At 62.9% G+C, this 23,986-nt stretch carries 20 protein-coding genes; all 20 read left to right on the top strand.

What is annotated here, in order from left to right; all coding sequences use genetic code 11:
* The first annotated feature begins 156 nt into the window (after nt 1-156).
* The 20 genes from FIV02_RS15470 (at nt 157) to FIV02_RS15375 (ending at nt 23,986) form a co-directional block, all read left to right on the top strand.
* Nucleotides 157-897, top strand: a complete 741-nt coding sequence (locus FIV02_RS15470; RefSeq protein WP_152489121.1) for a flagellar basal body rod protein FlgF — start codon at nt 157-159, stop codon at nt 895-897.
* 46 nt (nt 898-943) lie between these two features.
* Nucleotides 944-1,729, top strand: coding sequence for a flagellar basal-body rod protein FlgG (gene flgG / locus FIV02_RS15465; protein ID WP_037050359.1), 786 nt, complete (start codon nt 944-946; stop codon nt 1,727-1,729).
* Nucleotides 1,730-1,769: 40 nt separating this feature from the next.
* Nucleotides 1,770-2,492 carry a flagellar basal body L-ring protein FlgH gene (flgH, locus tag FIV02_RS15460; RefSeq protein ID WP_037050361.1) on the top strand — a complete coding sequence of 241 codons (723 nt, stop codon included), beginning with the start codon at nt 1,770-1,772 and terminating at the stop codon, nt 2,490-2,492.
* 286 nt (nt 2,493-2,778) lie between these two features.
* The gene (locus FIV02_RS15455; RefSeq protein WP_037050585.1) at nt 2,779-3,846 is read left to right on the top strand and encodes a flagellar basal body P-ring protein FlgI; all 1,068 of its coding nucleotides are present in this window, start codon (nt 2,779-2,781) and stop codon (nt 3,844-3,846) included.
* Between the two features lie 14 nt (nt 3,847-3,860).
* Entirely contained in the window at nt 3,861-5,057 is a 1,197-nt protein-coding gene (gene flgJ / locus FIV02_RS15450) for a flagellar assembly peptidoglycan hydrolase FlgJ (RefSeq protein WP_152489119.1), read from the top strand.
* 9 nt (nt 5,058-5,066) lie between these two features.
* The gene (gene flgK / locus FIV02_RS15445) at nt 5,067-7,112 is read left to right on the top strand and encodes a flagellar hook-associated protein FlgK (RefSeq protein WP_037050366.1); all 2,046 of its coding nucleotides are present in this window, start codon (nt 5,067-5,069) and stop codon (nt 7,110-7,112) included.
* 68 nt (nt 7,113-7,180) lie between these two features.
* Nucleotides 7,181-8,869, top strand: a complete 1,689-nt coding sequence (locus FIV02_RS15440; protein ID WP_152489118.1) for a flagellar hook-associated protein 3 — start codon at nt 7,181-7,183, stop codon at nt 8,867-8,869.
* A 200-nt stretch (nt 8,870-9,069) separates the two neighbouring features.
* The gene (rfbF, locus tag FIV02_RS15435) at nt 9,070-9,840 is read left to right on the top strand and encodes a glucose-1-phosphate cytidylyltransferase (protein WP_152489117.1); all 771 of its coding nucleotides are present in this window, start codon (nt 9,070-9,072) and stop codon (nt 9,838-9,840) included.
* Nucleotides 9,831-10,898 carry a CDP-glucose 4,6-dehydratase gene (gene rfbG / locus FIV02_RS15430; protein ID WP_152489116.1) on the top strand — a complete coding sequence of 356 codons (1,068 nt, stop codon included), beginning with the start codon at nt 9,831-9,833 and terminating at the stop codon, nt 10,896-10,898. The genes rfbF and rfbG overlap by 10 nt, the downstream gene beginning before the upstream one ends.
* Nucleotides 10,891-12,213, top strand: a complete 1,323-nt coding sequence (rfbH, locus tag FIV02_RS15425) for a lipopolysaccharide biosynthesis protein RfbH (protein ID WP_152489115.1) — start codon at nt 10,891-10,893, stop codon at nt 12,211-12,213. Before rfbG ends, rfbH begins: the two co-directional genes overlap by 8 nt.
* Nucleotides 12,213-12,899 carry a sugar phosphate nucleotidyltransferase gene (locus FIV02_RS15420; RefSeq protein WP_152489114.1) on the top strand — a complete coding sequence of 229 codons (687 nt, stop codon included), beginning with the start codon at nt 12,213-12,215 and terminating at the stop codon, nt 12,897-12,899. The genes rfbH and FIV02_RS15420 overlap by 1 nt, the downstream gene beginning before the upstream one ends.
* Before the next feature lie 2 nt (nt 12,900-12,901).
* Nucleotides 12,902-14,266 (top strand): CBS domain-containing protein, encoded by a 1,365-nt coding sequence (locus FIV02_RS15415; protein ID WP_152489113.1) that lies wholly within the window; start codon nt 12,902-12,904, stop codon nt 14,264-14,266.
* Nucleotides 14,263-16,167, top strand: a complete 1,905-nt coding sequence (locus FIV02_RS15410) for an N-acetylneuraminate synthase family protein (protein WP_152489112.1) — start codon at nt 14,263-14,265, stop codon at nt 16,165-16,167. Before FIV02_RS15415 ends, FIV02_RS15410 begins: the two co-directional genes overlap by 4 nt.
* Nucleotides 16,164-17,381 (top strand): FkbM family methyltransferase, encoded by a 1,218-nt coding sequence (locus FIV02_RS15405; RefSeq protein ID WP_152489111.1) that lies wholly within the window; start codon nt 16,164-16,166, stop codon nt 17,379-17,381. The genes FIV02_RS15410 and FIV02_RS15405 overlap by 4 nt, the downstream gene beginning before the upstream one ends.
* Entirely contained in the window at nt 17,371-18,567 is a 1,197-nt protein-coding gene (locus tag FIV02_RS15400; protein ID WP_172979165.1) for an FkbM family methyltransferase, read from the top strand. The genes FIV02_RS15405 and FIV02_RS15400 overlap by 11 nt, the downstream gene beginning before the upstream one ends.
* Before the next feature lie 3 nt (nt 18,568-18,570).
* Nucleotides 18,571-20,361 (top strand): thiamine pyrophosphate-binding protein, encoded by a 1,791-nt coding sequence (locus FIV02_RS15395; RefSeq protein ID WP_152489109.1) that lies wholly within the window; start codon nt 18,571-18,573, stop codon nt 20,359-20,361.
* A 2-nt stretch (nt 20,362-20,363) separates the two neighbouring features.
* A complete protein-coding gene (locus FIV02_RS15390) occupies nt 20,364-21,251 on the top strand; it encodes a sugar phosphate isomerase/epimerase (RefSeq protein WP_152489108.1) in 888 nt (295 codons plus the stop codon).
* The gene (locus tag FIV02_RS15385; RefSeq protein WP_152489107.1) at nt 21,248-22,300 is read left to right on the top strand and encodes a Gfo/Idh/MocA family protein; all 1,053 of its coding nucleotides are present in this window, start codon (nt 21,248-21,250) and stop codon (nt 22,298-22,300) included. The genes FIV02_RS15390 and FIV02_RS15385 overlap by 4 nt, the downstream gene beginning before the upstream one ends.
* Nucleotides 22,293-23,123, top strand: coding sequence for an SDR family oxidoreductase (locus FIV02_RS15380; protein ID WP_152489106.1), 831 nt, complete (start codon nt 22,293-22,295; stop codon nt 23,121-23,123). The genes FIV02_RS15385 and FIV02_RS15380 overlap by 8 nt, the downstream gene beginning before the upstream one ends.
* On the top strand, nt 23,117-23,986 hold the full coding sequence (locus FIV02_RS15375; RefSeq protein WP_152489105.1) for a methyltransferase domain-containing protein: 870 nt from the start codon (nt 23,117-23,119) through the stop codon (nt 23,984-23,986). Before FIV02_RS15380 ends, FIV02_RS15375 begins: the two co-directional genes overlap by 7 nt.

Genomic DNA, 23,986 nt, shown 5'->3' with positions numbered 1-23,986 from the left:
CCGGCAAAACCTCGCCGCCGCATGTCTTTCGGCGCTTTCTCCTTCTAGATAAGTCCTTTTAAATCAGTGTCTTGTACTTGATTTATCCGTTTGGCACGGCGCTTGCTATAAAGCATGCAAAGAGCCAAGGGCGCGTCGCCCACTCGGAGAATTACCATGGACAAGATGCTGTACGTCTCCATGACCGGAGCGCAGAACAACACCCTGGGTCTGCGCGCCCACGCCAACAACCTGGCCAACGTGTCCACCTCGGGTTTCCGTCGTGATTTCGAGCAGGCGCGTTCGATGCCGCTGTTCGGCGACACCTACCCGGCGCGCGTGTTCGCGATGAGCGAGCGCCCGGCGACCGATTTCCGCCCGGGTTCGCTGCAGGAGACCGGGCGCGACCTCGATGTCGCCATCGGTGGCAAGGGTTGGGTCGCCGTGCAGGCCCCGGATGGCAGCGAGGCCTACGTCCGTACCGCCAGTCTGAATATCGATGCCCTCGGTGTGCTGCGCACCGGCAACGGCTTGCCGGTGATGGGCAATGCCGGGCCGATTGCCGTGCCGCCGGAGCAGAAGGTGGAGATCGGTCAGGACGGCACCATCAGCATTCGCGCCCTTGGCGAAAACCCCAACGTGCTGGCCGAGGTCGACCGCATCAAGCTGGTCAATCCCGATCCGAAGAGCCTGGAGAAGGGCACCGACGGTCTGATCCGGGTCAAGGGCCAGCCCGAAGCAGAGGCCGATGCCACGGTGCAGCTCACCTCCGGCTTCCTCGAGGCGAGCAACGTCAATGCCGTCGAAGAGATGACGGCGATCCTGTCCCTGTCCCGTCAGTTCGAGCTGTCGGTGAAGATGATGCGTACCGCCGAAGACAATGCCTCGGCCATGGCGCGGGTTTTGCAGATTAGCTAATTACCAGTACGCGGCGCCGTAAAACCGGCGTCCGAGGAGAAACGATATGCTTCCGGCACTTTGGGTCAGCAAGACCGGTCTGTCCGCCCAGGACATGAACCTGACCACCATTTCCAACAACCTGGCCAACGTCGCGACCACTGGCTTCAAGCGCGATCGGGCCGAGTTCGAAGATCTGCTGTACCAGATTCGTCGTCAGCCGGGTGGCCAGTCCAGCCAGGACAGCGAACTGCCGTCCGGCCTGCAGCTCGGCACCGGTGTGCGCGTGGTCGGTACGCAGAAGATCTTTACCGCCGGTAGCCTGCAGACCACCGAGCAGCCGCTGGACCTGGCCGTGAATGGCCGTGGTTTCTTCCAGATCCTGCAGCCCGATGGCACTGTCTCCTACACCCGCGATGGCAGCTTTCACCTGAACTCCGATGGCCAGATCGTCACCTCCCAGGGCTTTGCCCTGGAGCCGGCCATCGTCCTGCCCAACGAAGTGCGCACCTTCACCGTCGGCGAGGACGGCACCGTGTCGGTCACCACGGCCGGCAACCCGCAGCCGCAGATCATCGGCAACATCCAGCTGGCTGACTTCGTCAACCCGGCAGGTCTCGAAGCCATCGGCAACAACCTGTTCCTGGAAACCGGTTCCAGCGGCGCGCCGCAGGTCGGCAACCCTGGCCTCAACGGTCTGGGCACCACCCTGCAGAACACCCTGGAAAACTCCAACGTCAGCGTGGTGGAAGAGCTGGTGAACATGATCACCACCCAGCGCGCCTACGAAATGAACTCCAAGGTGATTTCCACCGCCGATCAGATGCTGTCCTTCGTGACGCAGAACCTCTGATCAATCCTGATTCTGTTGTGAACGCCGCGAGGTAGTGGTTATGAACCGGCAAATACTCTGTTTCCCCCTGTTGGCTGGCCTGCTGCTCGGCAGCGGCTGCGTGGCGCCGACAGCCAAGCCGGATGATCCCTATTACGCGCCGGTACTGCCGCGCACGCCGTTGCCGGCGGCACAGAACAACGGTTCGATCTACCAGGCAGGATTCGAGAACGGCCTGTATGACGACCGCAAGGCATTCCGCGTCGGCGACATCATCACCATCACCCTCAACGAGCGGACGCAGGCCAGCAAGAACGCCAACAGCTCGCTGCAGAAGGACAGCAGCGGCACCCTGGGCGTGCCCAATCTGTTCGGCATGGCGGTAGCACCGAAGAATCCGCTGAGCGGCCTCAGCGCCCTGGGCATGACCAACGACAAGCTGAGCCTGGATTCGAGCTGGGATTCGCAGCGCGCCAACACCGGCTCCGGCCAGGCAGGGCAGAGCAACAGCCTGTCCGGTTCGATCACCGTGACCGTCGCCGAAGTGCTGCCCAACGGCATCCTCGCCGTACGCGGCGAGAAGTGGATGACCCTCAATACCGGTGATGAGCTGGTGCGCATCTCCGGTCTGGTTCGCGCCGATGACATCGCCACCGACAACACCGTCGCCTCGACGCGGGTGGCGGATGCGCGTATCACCTATTCCGGCACCGGGGCCTTCGCCGACGCCAGTCAGCCTGGCTGGTTGAGCCGCTTCTTCATGAGCCCGCTGTGGCCGTTCTGACCCTGAGGGCGCGCAAATGAAAACCTGGTTGCCTCATCCTTCGTTCCTGGCGCTGAGCCGCCTGGCCCACTGGTATGCGCGATTCAGCGCGAGCGGTTCTGCGCGCAAGGCCTTCGCGGTCGACGCGGCGCGCAAGCCGGGCGGGCGCGTCCAGTCCTGCAGGGCGTCCAGTCGGCACGAGGCCGTCGCGGCCGGAGCCTGCCGTCGTCAGTTCGCCGTGGCCCATCGCGGCTACCGTCATCGCGGTGCCAACGACTGGCTGCTCCTGGCCACTCTGCTCGGCTGCATGCTGCTGAGCCTGCCGACCCAGGCCGAACGCCTGAAGGACCTGGCCTCGATCCAGGGCGTGCGCAGCAACCAGCTGATCGGCTACGGCCTGGTGGTGGGGCTCAACGGCAGTGGTGATCAGACCACCCAGACCCCGTTCACCGTGCAGACCTTCAACAACATGCTGGCGCAGTTCGGCATCAAGGTGCCGGCCGGCGGCAACGTGCAGCTGAAGAACGTCGCCGCCGTGTCGGTGCATGCCGACCTGCCGCCGTTCGCCAAGCCGGGCCAGGTCATCGACATCACCATCTCGTCGATCGGCAACGCCAAGAGCCTGCGCGGCGGCAGCCTGCTGATGACCCCGCTCAAGGGCATCGACGGCAACGTCTATGCCATCGCTCAGGGCAACCTGGTGGTCGGTGGCTTCGATGCCAGCGGCGCCGATGGCTCGCGCATCACCGTCAACGTGCCGTCCGCCGGCCGCATCCCTGGCGGTGCCACCGTGGAACGCCCGGTGCCGAGCGGTTTCGATCAGGGCAACTACCTGACCCTGAACCTCAATCGCCCCGACTTCACCACGGCGAAGAACATCGTCGACCAGGTCAACAACCTGCTGGGCCCGGGCGTGGCACAGGCCATCGACGGCGGCTCGATCCGGGTCAGCGCGCCGCTCGACCCCAACCAGCGCGTCGACTACCTGTCGATCCTGGAGAATCTCGAGGTGGAGGCCGGGCAGGCCATCGCCAAGGTCATCATCAATTCGCGTACCGGCACCATCGTCATTGGCCAGAACGTCAAGGTCCAGCCAGCGGCCGTCACCCACGGCAGCCTGACGGTGACCATCACCGAAGATCCGATCGTCAGCCAGCCGGACGCGCTCTCGGGTGGCCAGACGGCGGTGGTGCCACGTTCGCGCGTGGGCGCCGAGGAGGAGGCCAAGCCGATGTTCAAGTTCGGTCCGGGTACCAGCCTCGACGAGATCGTGCGTGCGGTTAACCAGGTGGGCGCTGCGCCCTCCGATCTGATGGCCATCCTGGAGGCGCTCAAGCAAGCCGGCGCTCTGCAGGCCGACCTGATCGTGATCTGAGGAGGACTGCCGATATGGATTCTCGACTCTCGGCCGGCCTGCTCGGCAACGGCAAAAGCCCGATCGACAGCGGTGCCTTCACCGACCTGAACCGCCTGAACCAGTTCAAGGTCGGTGGCGACAGCGAGCAGAATATCCGCAAGGTCGCGCAGGAATTCGAATCGCTGTTCATGAACGAAATGCTCAAGGCCATGCGTTCGGCCAATGCCGCGTTCGGCGAGGGCAACTTCATGAACAGCAACGAGAGCAAGACCTACCAGGACATGTACGACCAGCAGCTGGCGGTGACGCTCTCCAAGGAAGGGCGTGGCATCGGCCTGGCCGACGTGCTGGTACGGCAGATGTCGAAGATCAAGCAGCCGTCGAGCCGGCCCAATCCGTTCGCCCAGGTCGAACAGCCGGTGGCTGCGACGTTCGCCACGACGACTGACAAAGCGGCAGACAAGGTGGCCAGCGCCGAAGGTTTCCGTGATGACGTGGCGCTGCTCAATCGCCGTCGTCTGGCCGTGCCCGGCAAACTGGCGGACCGCCTGCTGGCAGGCATCGTGCCGTCGGCCGGGGAGGGGGAGGGCAAGACCCTGTCCGGCAGCGACTGGATTCCGGCGCAGAGCAGCGCCGCGCCCCGGGACAAGGCCCTGAGCCTGGGCAACAGTGACGCCCTGACCGGCCGCCGTATCGCCCAGCCCCCGCTGGCGCCGGGCAAGGCGGCATTCAGCTCGCCGCAGGAGTTCGTCGCCACCATGCTGCCGATGGCCGAGGCCGCCGCCGAGAAGATCGGCGTGGACCCGCGCTACCTGGTGGCGCAGGCCGCGCTGGAAACCGGCTGGGGCAAATCCATCATTCGTACCGGCGATGGTCAGAGCAGCCACAACCTGTTCGGCATCAAGACCCACAACAGCTGGGATGGCGAGTCGGCACGCGTGCTGACCACCGAGTACCAGGGCGGCAAGGCCGTGCGTGAAACCGCCAACTTCCGTGCCTACGACTCCTATGCGCAGAGCTTCGACGACTACGTCAGCTTCCTGCAGAACAACGGGCGCTACGAGAAGGCCCTGAGCAGCACCGACAACCCGGAGCGCTTCGTCAAGGAACTGCAGCAGGCCGGTTATGCCACGGATCCGCAGTACGCCCGCAAGATCTCCCAGATCGCGCGCAAGATGCAGACCTATCAGGCAATCGCCGCTGCCGACAGCGCCACCACAAGGACCTGAGGTTGACTCATGGCTGACCTACTCAACATAGGCCTGTCCGGGCTGGCAGCGAACAAGACGTCGCTGTCGGTGACGGGGCACAACATCGTCAACGTCAACACGCCCGGTTTCTCCCGCCAGGAAACCGTGCAGGCCACCCGCACGCCGCAGTTCAGCGGGGCGGGGTACATCGGCTCGGGCACCACGCTGGTCGATGTGCGGCGCATCTACAACGAGTTCCTCAATACGCAGGTGCGCAGCAGCACGGCGTTGAACAGCGACACCCAGGCGTACCTGAGTCAGATCAACCAGCTCGACTCGTTGCTCGCAGGCAGCACCACCGGTGTCACGCCGGGCCTGCAGAAGCTGTTCGCCGCGTTGCAGACGGCCGCCGAGGACCCTGCCAACATTCCGGCGCGGCAGCTGGTGCTGTCCGAAGCCGAAGGCCTGGCCAAGCGCTTCAACACGATCTATGACCGGCTGAACGAGCAGAACGCCTTCATCAACAAACAGCTGTCCGCCGTGACCGATCAGGTCAATCAGCTGGCGACCTCGATCGCCGGTTACAACGATGCCATCGCCGTGGCGGCGTCCAACGGGCAGGCCCCGAACGACCTGCTCGACGCCCGTGAAGAAGCGGTGCGCAAGCTCTCCGAGTTCGTCGGCGTGACGGTGGTGCCGCAGGACGACAACACCTACAACCTGTTCATCGGTTCCGGCCAGCCGCTGGTGGTGGGCAGCAATGCCGCACGCCTGGAGGTGACGCCGGGGCAGAGCGACCCGTTGCGTAGTGAAATCCAGTTCGTCAGCGGCAACTCGCGGCAGAACGTCACTTCGCTGATCACCGGTGGCGAGATGGGCGGCCTGCTGCGCTATCGCCAGGACGTGCTGGATACCTCGCTGAACGCGGTCGGCCGCCTGGCGCTGTCGGTCACCGACCAGATCAACCGCCAGCTGGGCCAGGGCCTGGACCTCAACGGCGAGTTCGGCAACGAGCTGTTCAGGCCGCTCAACGATCCGCTGCTGCTGGCCCAGCGCAGCCTGGCTCGGGTCGGTAACAGCGACCCGACGGCCAATCTCAACGTCACCATCACCGACACCACGCAGCTGACCACCAGTGACTACGAGGTGCAGTTCACCAGCGCGACCGAGTACGTGGTGCGGCGTGTCTCCGATGGCACCCTGTTCCCGCCGACGCCGGCGACGTTCGATATCACCACCGTCCCGGCCCCGGAGGTCGATGGCTTCTCGCTCGGTGTGGCGGCGGGCACCTTCGCCGCGGGGGATCGCTTCTCCATCATGCCGACCCGCAATGCCGGCAGCCACATGCGTGCCGACATGAAGAACGCCGAAGAGCTGGCGTTCGCCTCGCCGCTCAAGGCCGAGACCAGCCCGGCCAATATCGGCACCGGCAAGATCACCCAACCGAGCCTGCTCACCGAGATCGACATCTACGATCCGGTCGCGCAGGCCGATCTGGAGACCAGCCTGCGCAATGCGCCGCCTCTGCGCATCGTGATGGGGGCGGGCGGTGGTGCGACCCAGAGCTACGACGTGGTCGATATCAACGGCAACGTGATCGACACCGGCAGCATCGTGCCGGGACAGAACAACACGGTCACCATCACCGTACCGGCCAACCCGCCGAACGTGCCCAGCACCTTCGATTACGAAGTCACCATCAGTGGCCGTCCCGAGGGCGGCGACAACTTCTCGGTGTCGTTCAACACCAATGGCGTGTCCGACAACCGCAACGCCCTGAAACTGACCGACCTGCAGAACAAGGCGGTGATCGGCATCAACCCGGCGGCGCCCGGCACGACCGGTGCAAGTTTCACCGACTCCTACGGTGATCTCGTCGAGCGTGTCGGTACCCTGACCAGCCAGGCGCGGGTCGACGGAGAGGCGACCGGTGCGATCCTCAAGCAGGCCACCGACAACCGCGATTCGGTCTCCGGGGTGAACCTCGACGAGGAGGCCGCCAAGCTGATCCAGTTCGAGCAGTACTACCAGGCGTCGGCGCAGATCATTCAAGTTGCGCGTAGCCTGTTCGATACCCTGATCAATACATTCTGATAGTCACCCTCCCGGCATCGAGAGGGTGTAGCCTGTTCAACTGACAGGCGTTGCAAGAGGCAAGCCCCATGGTCATGCGCATTTCATCCATCCAGGCGTTCAACAACGGCGTTTCCGGTCTGGGGCGCAACTATTCCAATGTGATCCGGACCCAGGAACAGATCAGCAGCGGCAACCGCATCCTCACGCCGGCGGACGATCCGGTGGCCTCGGTGCGCCTGCTGCAGCTGGAGCAGCAGCAGGCCGTGCTCAAGCAGTACAACGACAACCTGACGGCGGCGGAAAACAGCCTGGTGCAGGAAGAGACCACGCTCAACTCGGTCAACACCGTCATGCAGCGGGTGCGCGAACTGGCCGTGCGTGCCGGCGGCGGAAGCCTGTCGGCAGAGGATCGCCAGTCGATCGCCAAGGAGCTGGAGGAGCGCGAGGCCGAGTTGCTCAACCTGATGAACAGCCGCAACGCCCGTGGCGAATACCTGTTCAGCGGCAACCTGGGCAAGACCGAGCCGTTCGTCCGCAACCCGGACGGCACCTACTCCTACTTCGGTGACGAAGGCCAGCGCAGCCTGCAGGTCGCCAGCTCGACCAACGTGGCGATCAACGACAACGGCAAGCGCCTGTTTGAGAGCGTCACCAATGCCAACCGGGTGGCCAACACCGACGGTGTCAACAACCCGGCATTGCCGACGCCGCCGCTGCCGGCCACCAGCATTCCGGCGGTTCCCGCCGACGAGCAGCGCGTGTTCATCTCGCCGGGCCTGGTCGAGGACGACCGCGCCTTCAACGCCACCTTCCGCAGTGGCGAGCCCTATTCGCTGGCGTTCGTCAGCGGCAACGAATTCCGCATCTACGACGCTTCCGGGGCCGATGTCACGTCCGAGATTCCGGGTGGCGGCAAGATCGACCCGCTGGCCAACAGTGGCAACACGATCAACTTCCGTGGCATGCGCTTTCAGCTCGACGTGGTGCTGAAGGACGGCGACAACTCCATGGACCTGGACAACCTGCTGGCGGACATTCAGCCGCCGGCAACGGCGGGTACGCCGGGCATCGGTACCCACAGCTTCACCCTGCAGTCGGCCGAGACCGAGTTCGCCGTGACCCGTTCCTCGACCAACGCCTCGGGTGCGGTGGTCTCGGGCGGCACCATCGTCAACCAGGCGACCTTCGACGCGCAATTTCCCACGGCGGGGGTGGTGGTGCGCTTCACCGATGCGACCAACTACGAGGTCTACGCCCAGCCGCTCGGGCCTGGCAGCCCGGTGCTGAGCACGGGTACCGCGGCGGGCCCCTATCCGTCGACCTTCAACGTCTATGGGGTCGACTTCAGCATTTCCGCCCCGGCCAACGCGGCGGGCGGCGATGAGTTCGGCGTGCAGCCGCAGTTCCAGGAGCAGCGCAGCATCCTCGACACCATCGCGCGCCTGCGCCAGACCCTGGAGTCCTCGCCGACCTCGCCGGCCGGCAACCTGGCGATCCGTGACGAGGTGGCCATTGCCCTGAAGAACCTCGACAACGGCATGGGCAACGTCGATGAGGTCCGCACCGAGATCGGTGCCCGGCGCAACCTGATCGAGACCACGCAGATCGACAACGAGGACGTCACCCTGGTGAACAAGTCCGTGCAGGCCGACCTGCGAGAGCTGGATTACGCCGAGGCGCTGTCGCGCCTGTCATTCCAGACCATCGTGCTCGAGGCGGCACAGCAGAGCTACGTGAAGATTGCCGGTCTGAATCTGTTCAATCAGTTGCGTTAACTAGCCGCCTCCTCCCCAGTGCTGCTACGCTCCCGCCCCCTTCGGGCGGGACGGCCGTGGCGGTTCGCTTCACGTTTTCCCGTCATGTCTTGCTCCCCCCGTATCCTTCTGCAGTGCGGCATGCATTTTGCTCGAATGGTTCGTGGGAGTGGGGTAAGGTCAATGAATTGTCGGTCTGAGCGGACGACCTGGGCGAGTCTATGAAAACAGTCATTCTGGCCGGTGGGCTGGGCACGCGTATCAGCGAAGAGTCTCACCTGCGGCCCAAGCCGATGATCGAGATAGGCGGCAAGCCGATCATCTGGCACATCATGAAGATCTACTCCCACTACGGCATCAACGATTTCGTGATCTGCCTAGGCTACAAGGGTTACGTCATCAAGGAGTATTTCGCCAACTACTTCCTGCACATGTCGGACGTGACCTTCGACATGGCAGAGAACCAGATGCACATCCACAACCGGCATGCCGAGCCGTGGCGTGTGACCCTGGTCGACACCGGCGAGAGCACCGCCACGGGCGGTCGTCTGAAGCGTGTGCGTGACTATCTGGGCGATGAGACCTTCTGCCTGACCTACGGCGATGGCGTCGCCAACATCGACATTCCGCAACTGATCGATTTTCACCGTGGCCACGGCAAGCTCGCCACGGTGACGGCCGTACAGCCACCTGGCCGTTATGGTGCCCTGGATGTCCAGGGGCAGCAGGTGCGGGGCTTCCAGGAAAAGCCTCAGGGCGATGGCGGCTGGATCAATGGTGGCTTCTTCGTGCTCGAGCCGGGTGTGTTCGATTACATCGACGGCGACGACACCACCTGGGAGTACGAGCCGATGCGTCAGCTGTCCGAACAGGGGCAGTTGATGAGTCATCTGCATCGCGGCTTCTGGCAGCCGATGGATACGCTGCGCGATCGTGTGCTGCTCGAAGAGCGCTGGAAGAGCGGCCAGGCGGAGTGGCGTCTATGGTCGTGAATACGGCGTTCTGGGCAGGCCGCCGGGTCCTGTTGACCGGGCACACCGGTTTCAAGGGCGGCTGGTTGGCGCTATGGCTGCGGGAGCTGGGGGCAGAGGTCTGCGGTTATGCATTGCCGGCTCCCGACAGGCCTTCTCTGTGGCAGGTTGCGCAACTGCACGAGCAGGTGCCGGGGACCCTGGCCGACATCCGTGATACCCAGCGCGTGAGCGAGGTCGTAGCGACGTTTCGCCCGGAAATCGTCCTGCACCTGGCGGCTCAGCCGCTGGTGCGCGAATCCTACCGTGCGCCTGCCGAGACCTACGCGACCAATGTCATGGGCACGGTCAACCTGCTGGAGGCGGTGCGCCATTGCGACAGTGTGCGTGCAATGTTGGTGGTGACCAGCGACAAGTGCTATGAGAACCGTGAATGGCTCTGGCCGTACCGCGAAAGTGATGGCCTCGGTGGACATGATCCTTACAGCAGCAGCAAGGCCTGCGTGGAGTTGTTGTGCGCGTCCTGGCGCGAGTCGTTCCTGCGTGAGTCGGGCATCGCGCTGGCCACGGCGCGGGCCGGCAATGTGATCGGCGGTGGCGATTGGTCGGCTGACCGTCTGCTGCCCGATATCCTGCGTGCCTGGCAGGCCGGGCAGTCACTGACGCTGCGCTACCCGCAGGCCGTGCGTCCCTGGCAGCACGTGCTCGAACCTCTGCACGGCTATCTGCGCCTGGCGCAGGCGCTGGTCGAGCAGGGCGAGGCCGTGGCGGAGGCATGGAACTTCGGCCCCGACAACGAGGGGCTGGTCAGCGTCGGCGAACTGGTCGAGCGGCTGGCCCGGCGCTGGCCTGATGAGGCGCGCTGGTCGGTCGAGGCGAGTGAGCAGCCGCACGAGGCTGGCCTGCTCGCGCTGGACTCCAGCCAGGCGCGTGTGCGTCTGGATTGGCGCCCGCGCTGGACCTTGCAGCAGGCCATCGAACGAACCCTCGATTGGCACCAGGCCTGGCAGGCCGGCGAGGACATGCAGACATTCAGCCGTGCGCAGATCGCGGCGTATCAAGGCGAAACCCATGAGTGAACAGACGGCGCAGGCGCTGCGGCAGCAGATTGCCGAGCTGGTGGAACGCTATGCCGAACTGCAATTGGCTCCTGCTGCCTTCGAAGCGGGGCGCGATGCCGTGCCGCCGTCCGGCAAGGTGATCGGCGCGGGCGAGTTGAAAAACATGACCGAGGCCGTGCTGGATGGCTGGTTGACCACCGGGCGCTTCAACCAGGCCTTCGAGAAGCGCCTGGCCCGTTACCTGGGGCGGCGTGGTGTGCTGACCACAAACTCCGGCTCTTCGGCCAATTTGCTGGCGTTCTCCGCGTTGACCTCGCCACGTCTGGGCGACCGAGCGATCCGCAAGGGCGACGAAGTGATTGGCGTGGCCGCCGGTTTTCCCACCACGGTCAATCCCATCCTGCAGTTTGGTGCGGTGCCGGTATTCGTCGATATCGAACTGGGCACCTACAACATCGATCCGGCTTTGATCGAAGCCGCCATCGGGCCGCGTACCAAGGCCATCATGCTTGCCCATACGCTGGGCAACCCTTTCAACCTCAAAGTCGTCCGCGAATTGTGCGACCGTTATGGCCTGTGGTTGATCGAAGATTGCTGCGATGCCCTCGGTGCAACCTACGAAGGGCGTCAGGTAGGCGGCTTCGGCGACCTGGGCACGCTGAGTTTCTATCCGGCCCACCACATCACCATGGGTGAGGGCGGGGCGGTGTTCACCGACTCGCCGCTGCTCAAGCGCATCGTCGAGTCGTTCCGCGACTGGGGACGTGACTGCTATTGCGCGCCAGGCGAGGACAACACCTGTGGCAAGCGCTTCTGCTGGCAGCTGGGTGAGCTGCCGGAAGGCTACGACCACAAGTACACCTACTCGCACCTGGGCTACAACCTGAAGATCACCGACATGCAGGCCGCCTGTGCCCTGGCGCAGATGGATCGCCTCGATGATTTCATTGCCGCACGCAAGCGCAACTTCGCCTGGCTCAGCGAGCGTCTGGCCGGCTGTGCCGAGCAACTGATCCTGCCGCACGCGACGCCAGGCAGCGATCCGTCATGGTTCGGCTTCCCGCTGACCCTGCGCGATGGTTGCGGCATCGAACGGGTCGGGTTGCTGCGCCATCTGGATGAGCAACGTGTAGGCACGCGCCTGCTGTTCGCTGGCAACCTGACGCGCCAGCCCTACATGCAAGGCCAGCAATACCGTGTGAGCGGTGAGCTGACAGTGACCGACAAGGTGATGCGTGACACCTTCTGGATCGGTCTCTGGCCAGGGCTCACCGAGGATCATCTGGAGCATGCCGCGCGCAGCCTGGAAACCTACGTGCGGAGGCTGCGCTGATGCGTGCCTATGTGCTCTGCGGTGGTTTCGGCACGCGCCTGCGCAGCGTGACCGATGCGCAGAAAGCGCTGGTGCCGGTGCACGGAGAGCCTTTCCTGGCACGCGTACTGCGTCAGCTGGCGCGCGCCGGTATCAGCGAGGCGGTGCTCTGCGCCCATTATCGAGCCGAGCAGGTGGCCGAGCAGCTCGCTGGCCTGGCGCGTGACGCAGGGCTGCCACTGACGCTGGTGGTCGAGTCCAGCCCGATGGGCACTGGGGGCGCGCTGCTCAACGCGTTGCGTGAGCAGCCTGCGCAGGGCCGCTACCTGGTGCTCAACGCCGATACCTTCGTCGATGTCGATGGCTACCGGCTGATGATGCAGGGGCCCGGCAATGCGCTGCTGGGAGCACGTGTGGACGATCGCAGTCGTTACGGCAGCCTAGAAATCGACGCCGCTGGCCAGCTGCAGGCGTTGCTGGAGAAAGGTCGCGGAGGAGCGGGCCTGATCAACGCGGGCGTCTACGCTTTCACCTGCGATACCTTCGTCAGCGCTGCCGTGCGTGCGTGCTCGATGGAGCAGGAGCTGCTGCCCGAGTTGCTGGCCCGAGAGGCCGTGAGTGTCATCGAGTACAGCGGTCGCTTCATCGATATCGGCACGCCGGAGTCGTTCGATCGCTACGCCAATGACTTTCGGATGGAGTCCTGATCATGAGCCTGCTCGTGCAAACCCTCAGCATCCACGAACGGCAGAGCATCCTCGACGCCATCGAATGCATCGAGGCTGGCGCTCTGCAGATATCCTTCGTGGTCGCTGATGACATGCGCTTGCTCGGCGTGGTGACCAACGGTGACGTACGTCGCCACCTGCTGCAAGGGGGCAGAACGGACGAGCAGGTGACCGCCTGCATGAATGAGGAATTCCACTCGGTGCAGGTTGGCGTGCCGCGGGAGGACCTGCTCAAGGCCTTCGACCTGGGCCACAACGCGCTGCCGGGGCTGGATGAGCATGGTCGCCTGGTGGAGGTGTATACCCGGCAGATGGCCGCCAGCGCCGAGGTGCCCGTGCTGGCGCGTGCTCGCGCGCCGGTGCGCATGAGCTTCTGCGGCGGCGGCGCGGACCTCACCTATTTCTTCATCGACCACTCGGCGGCGGTGCTCAGTTGCACCGTGGGGCTGTACGCCCATGCCACGCTGATCCCGCGCGACGATGGTCGGATCAGCATCTTCGCTGAAGACCTGAAGCGCGAAGAACACTACAGCTCCCTGGCCGAACTGCTGGCCGCAGGGGAGAAGAGCCTGCTGGCCACCATCATCGCAGTGATCAAACCCAAGTACGGATTCGACCTGTACCTGCGTTCGGATTTTCCAGTGGGGTCGGGGCTTGGCGGCTCTTCAGCGGCCACCACGGCAACCATCGCGGTGTTCAACGAGCTGCGCCAGGACCGCTGGAATACCTACGAGATCGCCGAGCTGGCGTTCCAGGCCGAGCGCTTGTGCTTTGGCATCGCCGGTGGCTGGCAGGATCAGTACGCCTCCGCCTTTGGTGGGTTCAACCTGATCGAGTTCGAGAATCAGCGCAACCTCGTCCATCCCATTCGGCTGGAGGACGCCATCCGCAACGAGCTGGAGTCCTGCCTGGTGCTGTGCGATACCGGCATCTCCCATGACTCCGGGCGCCTGCACCAGCTGCAGCGTGAGGAGATCGAAGCCGAGCTGTCGCAAACCGAGCTGCTCAGTGCCAGCGTCACCCTGTGTCGGCGCATGCACCACTTTCTCATTCGCGGCGAGCTCAGGGCGTTCGGCACTTGCCTGGACGAAGCCTGGCAGTTGAAAAAGCGTTTCTCCTCGGCCATCAGCGATGGCCGACTCGATGATATCTACGCAGCCGCTCTGGCCGCAGGGGCCTGTGGCGGCAAGCTGCTGGGTGCCGGCGGTGGCGGCTTCTTCCTGTTCTATGTGCAGCCCCAGCACCGCCAACGTGTGGTCGACGCCGTAGGCGCGTTGGGCTGTCAGACCCAGAACTTCCGCTTCGAATCGAGCGGTGTGACCTCATGGCGAACGAAAATTCAATGACCTCATTTCTGATCGACGGCTTCCCGTTGGGGGGCGATCGTGTCTACGTCATCGCCGAAGTCGGCAACAATCACAACGGCTCTTTGGAGCTGGCGCGGCGCCTCGTCGATGCCGCCATCGAGGCCGGTGCCGACTGCGTCAAGTTCCAGCTGCGCAACCGCGACGCCTTGTACCGCCGCAAGGCCGATGGCTCGCGCGCCGAGGACCTAGGCGTCGAGTACATCCAGGATCTGCTGGACAAGGTAGAGCTCAGCCTCGATGAACACCGCGAGGTGCGCGCCTATTGCGCGCAGAAGGGCATTACCTACCTGTGCACGCCCTGGGACGAGCCCAGTGTCGACGCGTTGGCCGGTTTCGACGTGGCGGCGCTGAAGATCGCTTCGGCAGATCTGTGCAATCCCTACCTGATCGCCAAGGCCGCCAGCCTGGGCAAACCCTTGATCCTGTCCACGGGCATGTCCTTCGAGCATGAGATCGTGCGGGCCATCGAGCAGCTCAAGGCGCTCGGTACGCCGTTCGCCTTGTTGCATTGCAACAGCGCCTATCCGGCTCCGGAGGCCGATATCCAGCTTGGCTATCTGCGGCGCCTGCAGGAATTGCACGGCCTGATTGGCTATTCCGGTCATGAGCGCGGCATCGCCATCACCCTGGGCGCAGTGGCGCTGGGTGCCAAGCTGGTGGAGCGGCACATCACCCTGGATCGGGGCATGGAAGGCCCGGACCATCTGGCCAGCCTGGAGCCGGGAGAATTCCGCCAGCTTGTCGAGGGCATTCGTCAACTGGAGCTGGCATTGCCCTGGCAGGGCCCGGGGCGCCATGCCAGTCAGGGGGAACTGCTGAACCGCGAGAATCTCGGCAAGAGCGTGATCGCGGCACGCGACATTACCCGTGGCACCGTCATGGACGCTTCGATGCTGCGTATTGCCAGCCCTGGCCAGGGCCTGCCACCGTATCGTTTGCCGGAACTGCTGGACAAACCGGCCGGGCGTGATATCGCCCAGGGCGATTTCCTCTTCGACAGTGACCTGAGCGAGCAGGCCCAGGAGCAACGCCTGGCGTTCGACCTGCCGATCCGCTGGGGTGTGCCGGTGCGCTATCACGACTTCCTCGACTACCGGCGGCGAATCAGTCCGGACCTGTTCGAATTCCACCTTTCCTACCGCGACCTCAGCCTCAAGCCGCAGCCGTTTCTCGCCGCAGTGGAGTGCTCACGGCTGGTGGTGCATGCCCCGGAACTGTTCGAGAACAGCGAGTTGCTGGACCTGGCTGCGGACGATCCGGCCTATCGCCAGCGCTCCATCGACAATTTGCAGCGGGTGGTGGATGCGACCCTGGAGATCGGCGAGTTCTTCCCTGACGCCGATGCGCGCCTGATCGTCGCCAATATAGGTGGTTTCTCCGCCGATGAGCCGCGTCCGCTGGCGATGCGTGCCGAGCTCTATGACCGTTTCCATGAGGCCTGCCGTCAGGTTGACTTCGCCGGCACCGAGCTGATCCCGCAGAACATGGCGCCGTTCCCCTGGCATTTCGGTGGCCAGCGTCACCAGAACATCTTCATGATGCCCGAAGAGCTGGCTGCGCAGGCTCGCGAGCATGACCTGCGCCTGTGCCTGGACCTGTCGCACCTGCAGATGACCTGCTTCCACTTCGACCTCGACTTCCAGCAAGCCCTGGCACTGTTGCTGCCGCATTCCGCGCACCTGCATGTGGCCGATGCCAAGGGCATCAACGGCGAAGGCGTGCTGATGGGCACCGGCGACATCGACTGGCCGGCCGCCTGGGCGCAGATCAAACGCCATCCCCATGTCAGCTTCATCCCCGAAGTCTGGCAGGGACACAAGGACCATGGCGCCGGCTTCTGGTCGGCCTTGCGTTATCTGGGCGCATTGGAGGTACGGTGAATACAGTCTATAGAGGCGATGCCGAGTCCCAGCTCGAACTCCTGCTGAGCGAGTCGCTGGAGTCGGTGCGTAAGCGTCAGCGCGAAACCCTGGGGCAGATCATCGGGGGAGAGCAGGCGCCCTTCGTGCTGTTCGGCGCCGGTGGTCTAGGTCGCCAGGTATTGCCCGTGCTGCAGGCGGCAGGTCTGTCGCCGCTGGCCTTTCTGGATAACAATCCAGCACTCTGGGGCAGCCGTATCGACGGTGTCGAGGTAGTGGGGCCGGCACAGTTGGCCGAGCGCATGGCGGGGCACTTGCCAGCCGTTGTCGCCAGTATCGGTGCCGTACGGGTTGGTACCTGCCACTTGGATCAATGGCGTGCTCCGTTACGCTCGCTAGGCTTCCAGCGCATTGCGCTGTTTGGTCACCTGGCCTGGCGTTTTCCGCAGTTGCTGCCCTATCAGTGTCTGGATTTGCCCGAGCGTGTGCTCGCGGAGGCAGACCGTATACGTGAAGCATTTCACTTGCTCGCCGATGAGGCGTCTCGACGCCTGTATGTAGCGCATGTTGCCTGGCGCCTTACCCTCGATTCCGAAGTCTTGCCGAGCGAGGACGGAGAGGCGATCTACTTCAGTGATCGTTTCAGCCGGCGCGACGACGCTGAAGTGCTCTACGACGTTGGAGCCTTCAATGGCGACTCTATCCTGGGGTACCTGGAAAGTGGCCGGCGCTATCGGGAGATCCACTCCTTCGAGCCCTCGACGGGGAACCTCAGCCAGTTGCAGGACACCATCGCCAGGCTTGCCGAGGCAGGCCATGGCAACCTGCATGCCCACCTGTTGGCGGTCGGCGATCATGAAGGCTCGATTGCCATCGACTCGGGTGGTGGGCATACGCTGCAGGTCGGTGAAGGCGATGAGATGGTACCGATGACCACGCTCGACGCACTGGCCGACAGCCTGCCCCCTCCAAGCCTTGTCAAGATGGACATTGAGGGTTTCGAGCCACAGTGCCTGGCTGGCGGTAGTCGATTGATCGCGCAGAAGCAGCCGATGCTGGCCGTGTGTGCTTATCACGAGCAGGATCATCTCTGGCGTCTCCTGCTGCAGATCCACTCGTATCGGGCCGACTATCGTTTCATGCTGGGTCAGCATCTTTATGACCGGGCCTGGGATATTGTGCTGTACGCCGTGCCGGAAAACCGCCTGCCAAGGGAGCCAAACGATGAGTGCTGAAACCCTTGAAAGCGAGCTGGAGAGGCTGCTCGCTGAACCCCTGAAGTCCGTGCGTGAGCGTCAAACCCATACACTGGAGCGCCTGGTAGGTGACCTAGAACGACCGTTTGCGCTGTTCGGTGCGAGCCATCTGGGGCGCAAGGCTCAAGCCGTGTTAAAGGAAATGGGCCTGGTACCCTGTGCCTTCATGGACAATAATCCGGCGCTGTGGGGAACCTCCATCGATTCGGTGCCGGTATACAGTCCCGCCCAGTTGGTCGAGCAATGGCAAGGGGCATTGCCGGCGGTTATCTGCACTATCTGGAGTGGGCATATCCACGATTGCATGGAGGACCGCCTGGCGCCTCTGCGCAGACTGGGATTCGAGCGCATTGCTCTGTTTGGCCACCTTGCCTGGCGCTATCCGCAGCCTTTACTACCGCATTACTGCATGGATCTGCCGGAGAAGGTGTTGCCCGAAGCTGATGCCATATGGCAGGCATTCGCCTTGCTGGGCGATGAGGCATCGCGTCGCTTGTTCGTTAATCATGTTGCCTGGCGTCTGCACCTGGATCACGATCTTTTGCCGGTTTCCTCGCCCTTGCAGATTTACTTTGACCCTCATTTCAGCACCGACTGCGCCGACGAGGTGGTATTTGACTTGGGGGCCTTTAACGGCGACACGCTGGAAGGTTACCTGGCCACGGGACGCGGCTATCGCGAGTATCACTGCTTCGAGCCTGTGGCGCGGAACTTTGCGGCGCTGCGCGACAGTCTGGAGCGCCAGGCCCGCCCTGGGCTCTACGCCCATCGTCTGGCTGTGGGCGACAGCAACGGTGAGGTGCTGATCGAGGCGGCCAACGGCCCTTCGTCACGGGTGGGATTGGGCGATGAGCGCGTGCCCATGACTACCCTGGACGATCTGACCAGCCAAGGACTACCACCGACCTTTATCAAGATCGATATAGAGGGTTTCGAGCCACAGTGTCTGGCAGGTGGCCGCCGCTTGATCGCCGAGCACCATCCGGTGATTGCGGTCAGCGTGTACCACGAGCAGAACCACCTGTGGCACATCCTCCTGCAACTGCACAGCTACTGGGATGGCTATCGCTTCAGCCTGTGTCCTCATGTCAGTGACGGCTGGGATCTGGTGCTCTACGCCGTACCTGCCGATCGCGTTCCCTCTTTCTCCCTTCGAGAGCAATGATTCATGCGTGTTGCCGACTACATCTTCGAATTCATCGCCAGTCAAGGTATCGGGCATGTGTTCTTCCTGCCGGGTGGCGGGGCGATGCACCTGAACAATGCCTTGCTGCGCCAGCCACGACTGACTGCGGTGAGCATGCTGCACGAGCAGGGTGCGGCCATCGCCTCCGAGGGCTATGCGCGAACTTCCGGCAAGTTCGGTGCTTGTCTGGTTACTTCTGGGCCCGGTGCAACCAACGCAATCACTGGCCTTGCCGGTGCCTGGTTCGAGTCGACCCCGGTACTGTTCGTTTCCGGTCAGGTCAAGCGTGCCGACCTCAAGGGCGACAGTGGCCTGCGTCAGCTCGGTACTCAGGAGCTGGATATCGTCAGTGTGGTCACGCCCCTGACCAAGTACGCTGTGTGCCTGCTCGATCCTCTGCGAGTACGCTACGAGCTGGAGAAGGCGTTGCACCTGATGCTCAGCGGGCGCAAAGGCCCGGTTTGGCTGGATGTCCCGCTGGATGTCCAGGCTACCGAGATTGACCCTGAACAACTGCAAGGGTACGAGATGCCGCACCATGTTGAGCCGACTGCTCCCGAGGCATCGGCATTGGCGCGATTGGCGCAGCGACTGCAGCAGGCGCAGCGTCCAGTGCTGCTGGTCGGTAATGGTGTTCATGGTGCAGGTGCTGAAGCGAGCCTGCGCCATTTGATCGAACAGCTTGGCATACCCACCCTGACGACCTGGATCGGCGCCGACCTGCTCGAGTATGACCATCCATACTATTTTGGTCGCAGCGGTACGGTGGCCCCGCGTGGCGCCAATTTCACGGTGCAAAATGCTGATTTGGTCCTGGCTATCGGCTGTCGCATGGACTTTTCCATCACAGGTTTCGATCGTAGCCAGTTTGCCCGTGAGGCTGACATCGTGGTCGTGGACATCGATCCGGCGGAAATCGCCAAGCTGGGCGAACTGCCCGACGAACGTTTCGTATGTGACGCCGGTGCCTTCATCGATGGTTTGCTCGCGCAGATGCCTGCCGAGCCGCTAGTTCTTGATGATTGGCTGGCGCGTTGCACGCAATGGAAGGCCCGCTATCCGGTGGTTCTGCCGGAGTATCGCGAGCCACGCGGCTTCGTCAACACCTACGTGTTCACCGAAACCCTGTGCGAAGCCCTGGATGAGGGAGAACTGCTCATTCCTGGTAGTTCCGGCGCGGCCATTGATACTTTTTGGTTGGCGGCCCGGCTCAAGCGTGGGCAGCGTTCGGTGGCAACGGGGGGGCTCGGCTCGATGGGCTATGGTCTGCCGGCGGCGCTGGGCGGTTGCCTGGGCGCTGGCGGCAAACGCACAGTTTCGGTCGACGGGGATGGTGGTTTCGTAATGAACATCCAGGAGTTGGAGGTGGTGCGTCGCCTGCAACTGCCGATCAAGTACTTCGTGCTGAACAACAACGGGTATGCCTCCATTCGTGCATCGCAGAGCGGCTACTTCAAGGAAACCATCGGCTGTGATCCTGCTTCGGGCATGAGCCTGCCGGATATCGTGGCGTTGGCTGGGGCCATGGGGGTTCGCAGTTTGCGAGTCAGTGACCAGGCTGCCCTGGCGGAGACTATCCGCGATGTGCTCGACAGTCCCGGGCCGGTGGTTTGTGAGGTGTTGGTAGAGCCTGATCAGCCCATTGGCCCGCGCGTGACTTCGCGTATCGGTGTCAACGGCAAGATGGTGTCCAGCCCGCTGGAAGACCTGTATCCGTTCCTCAATCGTGAAGAGTTGCAGGCGAACATGCTTGTACCGCTGATTCAGGAGTGAAGATGGATATTGACCATCTCACTGCCTATGCCGCTGCTGGTGTTTTCACCAAGCAGGGCCGCCAGGGGCCACCCCTCGATGGCCACTATCAGGCTTTTCCTCGAGCGACTTGGGAGCAGGAACTGGCGATGCTCGGGACGCTACCGGGGATACGCGGCATTGAATGGATGTACGACCTGTATGGCGAAGGCGCGAATCCGCTGGAAAGTGAGTCTGGCCGGCAGCGGCTGAACGTTTGCCTGGCCCAGGCTGGCCTCAAGCTCCATTCCGTGTGTGCGGACTATTTCATGGATTGTCCATTGCTGCGCTGCACGTCTGCGCAGCGCAAACAGCGCTGCGAGCGTCTGGCCTGGTTGATCGATGCGTGTCCGCAAGTAGGCATTCGGCGCATCGTGCTGCCGTTGCTGGATGCGGCCAGCATCCGCACACCGCAAGAGAGGGCCACGGTCGTCGACTGTTTGCGTCAAATACTCCCTCTGGCGCAAAGACGGGGTGTGTATTTGAGTCTTGAGAGTGACCTGGCGCCACAACCTTTTCGTGAGCTGCTTCTGGAGCTCGATCATCCGATGGTCGGCGTCAACTACGACACGGGAAATAGTGCGGCGGCTGGCTTCGACCCACGCGAGGAGTTCGCGACCTATGGCGCCTGGATTCTCAGTGTGCATGTCAAGGATCGTCGACGTGGCGCAGCCACCGTCCCCCTGGGCGAGGGTGACACAGACTTCCCGCTATTGCGTGAATTGTTGCAGCAGATCGACTATCGCGGCGATTTCGTCATGGAGGCGGCCAGGGGCGAGCCGGGGCAGGAAGCGATCTGGCAGACGTGCATGGCAGCACGTACCGCCAACTGGCTGCGTGGTGGCGCGTTAATCAATGAGGGGTTTTCGTGAAGGTTCTATTTTGCGGTCTTGGCAGCATCGGCCAACGCCACTTGCGCAACCTGAAACAACTGCTGGGTGATGAACTTCAGGTACATGCCTATCGGGTTCGTGGTCAGCGCATCAAGTTACGCGAAGGAGGCGTTGAAGAGGGCGCTGATCTGGAGCGTGATTACGCCATTACCGTCCACTCCAGTCTTGAGCAGGCTCTTGCCTGCAAACCGGATGCAGCGTTCATCTGCAACCCAAACGCTTTGCATGTTCCAGTCGCCTTGGCCTGTGCTCGCGCCGGTGTTGCAATCTTCATGGAGAAACCACTGGCGAGTGACCTGTCGGGCGTTGCCGAGCTGGATAGCTTGGTACGGGCGCAAGGGCTGTTGTTTCACGTGGGCTACAACTATCGCTACCACCCCGGCTTGCAACGCATCAAGACGCTGCTCGAAGCCGGTTTTTTCGGCCGCGTGCTGTCGGCTCGGGCCGAGATCGGCGAGCACCTGCCAGATTGGCACCGCTACGAGGACTACCGTGAGATGTATGCTTCACGGGCCGACCAGGGTGGCGGTGTGATCCGCTCACAGATTCATGAAATGGATCTGATCTGCTGGTTTTTCGGCTTGCCGCGCAGCATCGTCTGTCATGGCGGTAAGTTGAGTGGTCTGGAGATCAATGTTGAGGACACCGCTTCGTCGTTGATGCGCTATGAAGGTGAACAGGGCCGTTTTCCCATCCTGCTTCATCAGGACTTCTTGCAGCGCCCCCCCGTGCGTACCTTCAAGGTAGTCGGCGATGCTGGAGTTGCCGAAATCGATCTGCTTGCCAACAAACTGCGCGTGCATGATGCCCATGGCGTGCTGTGCGAGCAGGATGATTTCCCCGGTTTTAGTCGCAACGACATGTTCCTGGCGCAGACCCGGCAATTTCTGCATTGTCTGCGCCACGGTGAGCCTTCACCTATCGGGCTCCGTGACGGCTTGCAGAGTCTGCGGCTGGCTTTGGCGGCGCTGCGTTCGCTGGAGCGGCAGTGCGAAGTGTCATTGAGCGAGGTCGATATCCATGGCTAGTGTGGAGGCGCTGTTCCGCCTGGATGGCCGGGTGGCGGTCATTACCGGTGGTGGTGGGCTGCTTGGCTATCAGCATGCCGCAACTATCGCAGGCCTCGGGGGCGTGCCGATCCTGCTGGATATCGATGCCCAAGCGCTCGCGGCAAACGCAGCTCGCCTCGCTGAAGAGACCGGCCAGCAAATCCTGACTCTTGAGGCCGACATTACTGAGCTGGATGCCGTGATTGCGGCGGACGAACGCTTGCAGGCCCAACACGGTCGGGTGGACATTCTGATCAACAATGCTGCGCGTAACCCCAAGGTAGAGACGGCCGGCGACAAGGACTTTTCCCGTTTGGAGCACTTCCCCTGGGAGCAATGGCAGCTCGACCTGAATGTTGGTTTGGGCGGTGCCTTCAACTGCGCCAAAGTGTTCGGTGCGCGGATGGCACGGCAGGGTAGCGGGGTGATCGTCAATATCGCTTCCGATCTGGGGGTCATCGCGCCGGATCAGCGCCTGTACCGCGTGCCGGGGCGTGACTCCGAGCAGCAGCCGGTCAAGCCGGTCACCTACTCGGTGGTCAAGCATGGCCTGATCGGTCTGACCAAGTACTTGGCCACCTACTGGTGCGAACAGGGCGTGCGTTGCAATGCACTGTCGCCTGGCGGCGTCTATGCCGGGCAGAACGATGTGTTCGTCAGCAAATTGAGCCAACTGATTCCCCTCGGACGCATGGCTGACGCCGACGAGTACCGGGGCGCGATCGCCTTTCTTTGTTCGGATGCGTCCTCTTATATGAATGGCGCCAATCTGGTGGTGGATGGAGGTCGTAGCGCATGGTGAACCGCGACCTGATTGCTCGGCATTGCATCTGCTGTGGTAGTGAGCAGTTGCAGTGTTCTCCCGCAGTGCTGATGCCTTTCGTCGCTCTGCGAGTGTTTGGCCATGAACCGGTGGAAATCACCGCAGACTGGGGATTGCGCGATTTGCGCCAGGGCATGGCTTATACCCTGTGCAACTCGTTGCAGTGTCAGGAGTGCGGGGCACTGTTCCTCGACTTTCGTTTTACCGATGAGCAAATGGCGGCGCTCTACCACAATTACCGCGACGAGCAATACAACGCCCAGCGTATTCGTTTCGAGCCGGGTTACGTCAACGTGATACCGCACTACCACCAGCGCGCCGCTTATCTGGATGAAGTGGAAGCCTGGTTGGCGCCACATCTGCCCGAGTCGCCGATGGTACTGGACTGGGGCGGCGACAGTGGTATCAACAGTCTGTTTCGCAACCATAATCGCTTGCTGCACATTCACGATATTTCCGGTGTTGGGCTGGTGCCTGGCGCCGAGCGCGTCGATCTTGAGCAGATCGACCAACATCGCTACGACCTCGTGACCTGTAGTCAGGTATTGGAGCACGTGTCGTATCCCCTGGAAGTGGTTCGGAGCATGCTGCCGGCCCTGAGCCCTAATACTCTGCTGTACCTGGAAGTGCCTCATGAGGCTCTGGTGCGTGAACACCCAGGAAGCCTGGAACTGGCGCCGCTCAAGCGTCACTGGCACGAACACGTCAACTTCTACAACGAGCTGGCCATGCGTCGTCTGCTGGAGCGCTTAGAACTGGTACTGGTCGATGTCCTGCGCCTGCCAGTGGATGTGGGCTGGAGCCAAGGTGAGGTGATGGGCGTACTGGCGAGGCGTGCCTGA

The sequence above is a fragment of the Pseudomonas sp. THAF187a genome (genome assembly GCF_009363395.1).
Taxonomy (GTDB): domain Bacteria; phylum Pseudomonadota; class Gammaproteobacteria; order Pseudomonadales; family Pseudomonadaceae; genus Aquipseudomonas; species Aquipseudomonas khazarica.
This window is presented reverse-complemented; position numbering and strand designations above follow the sequence as displayed.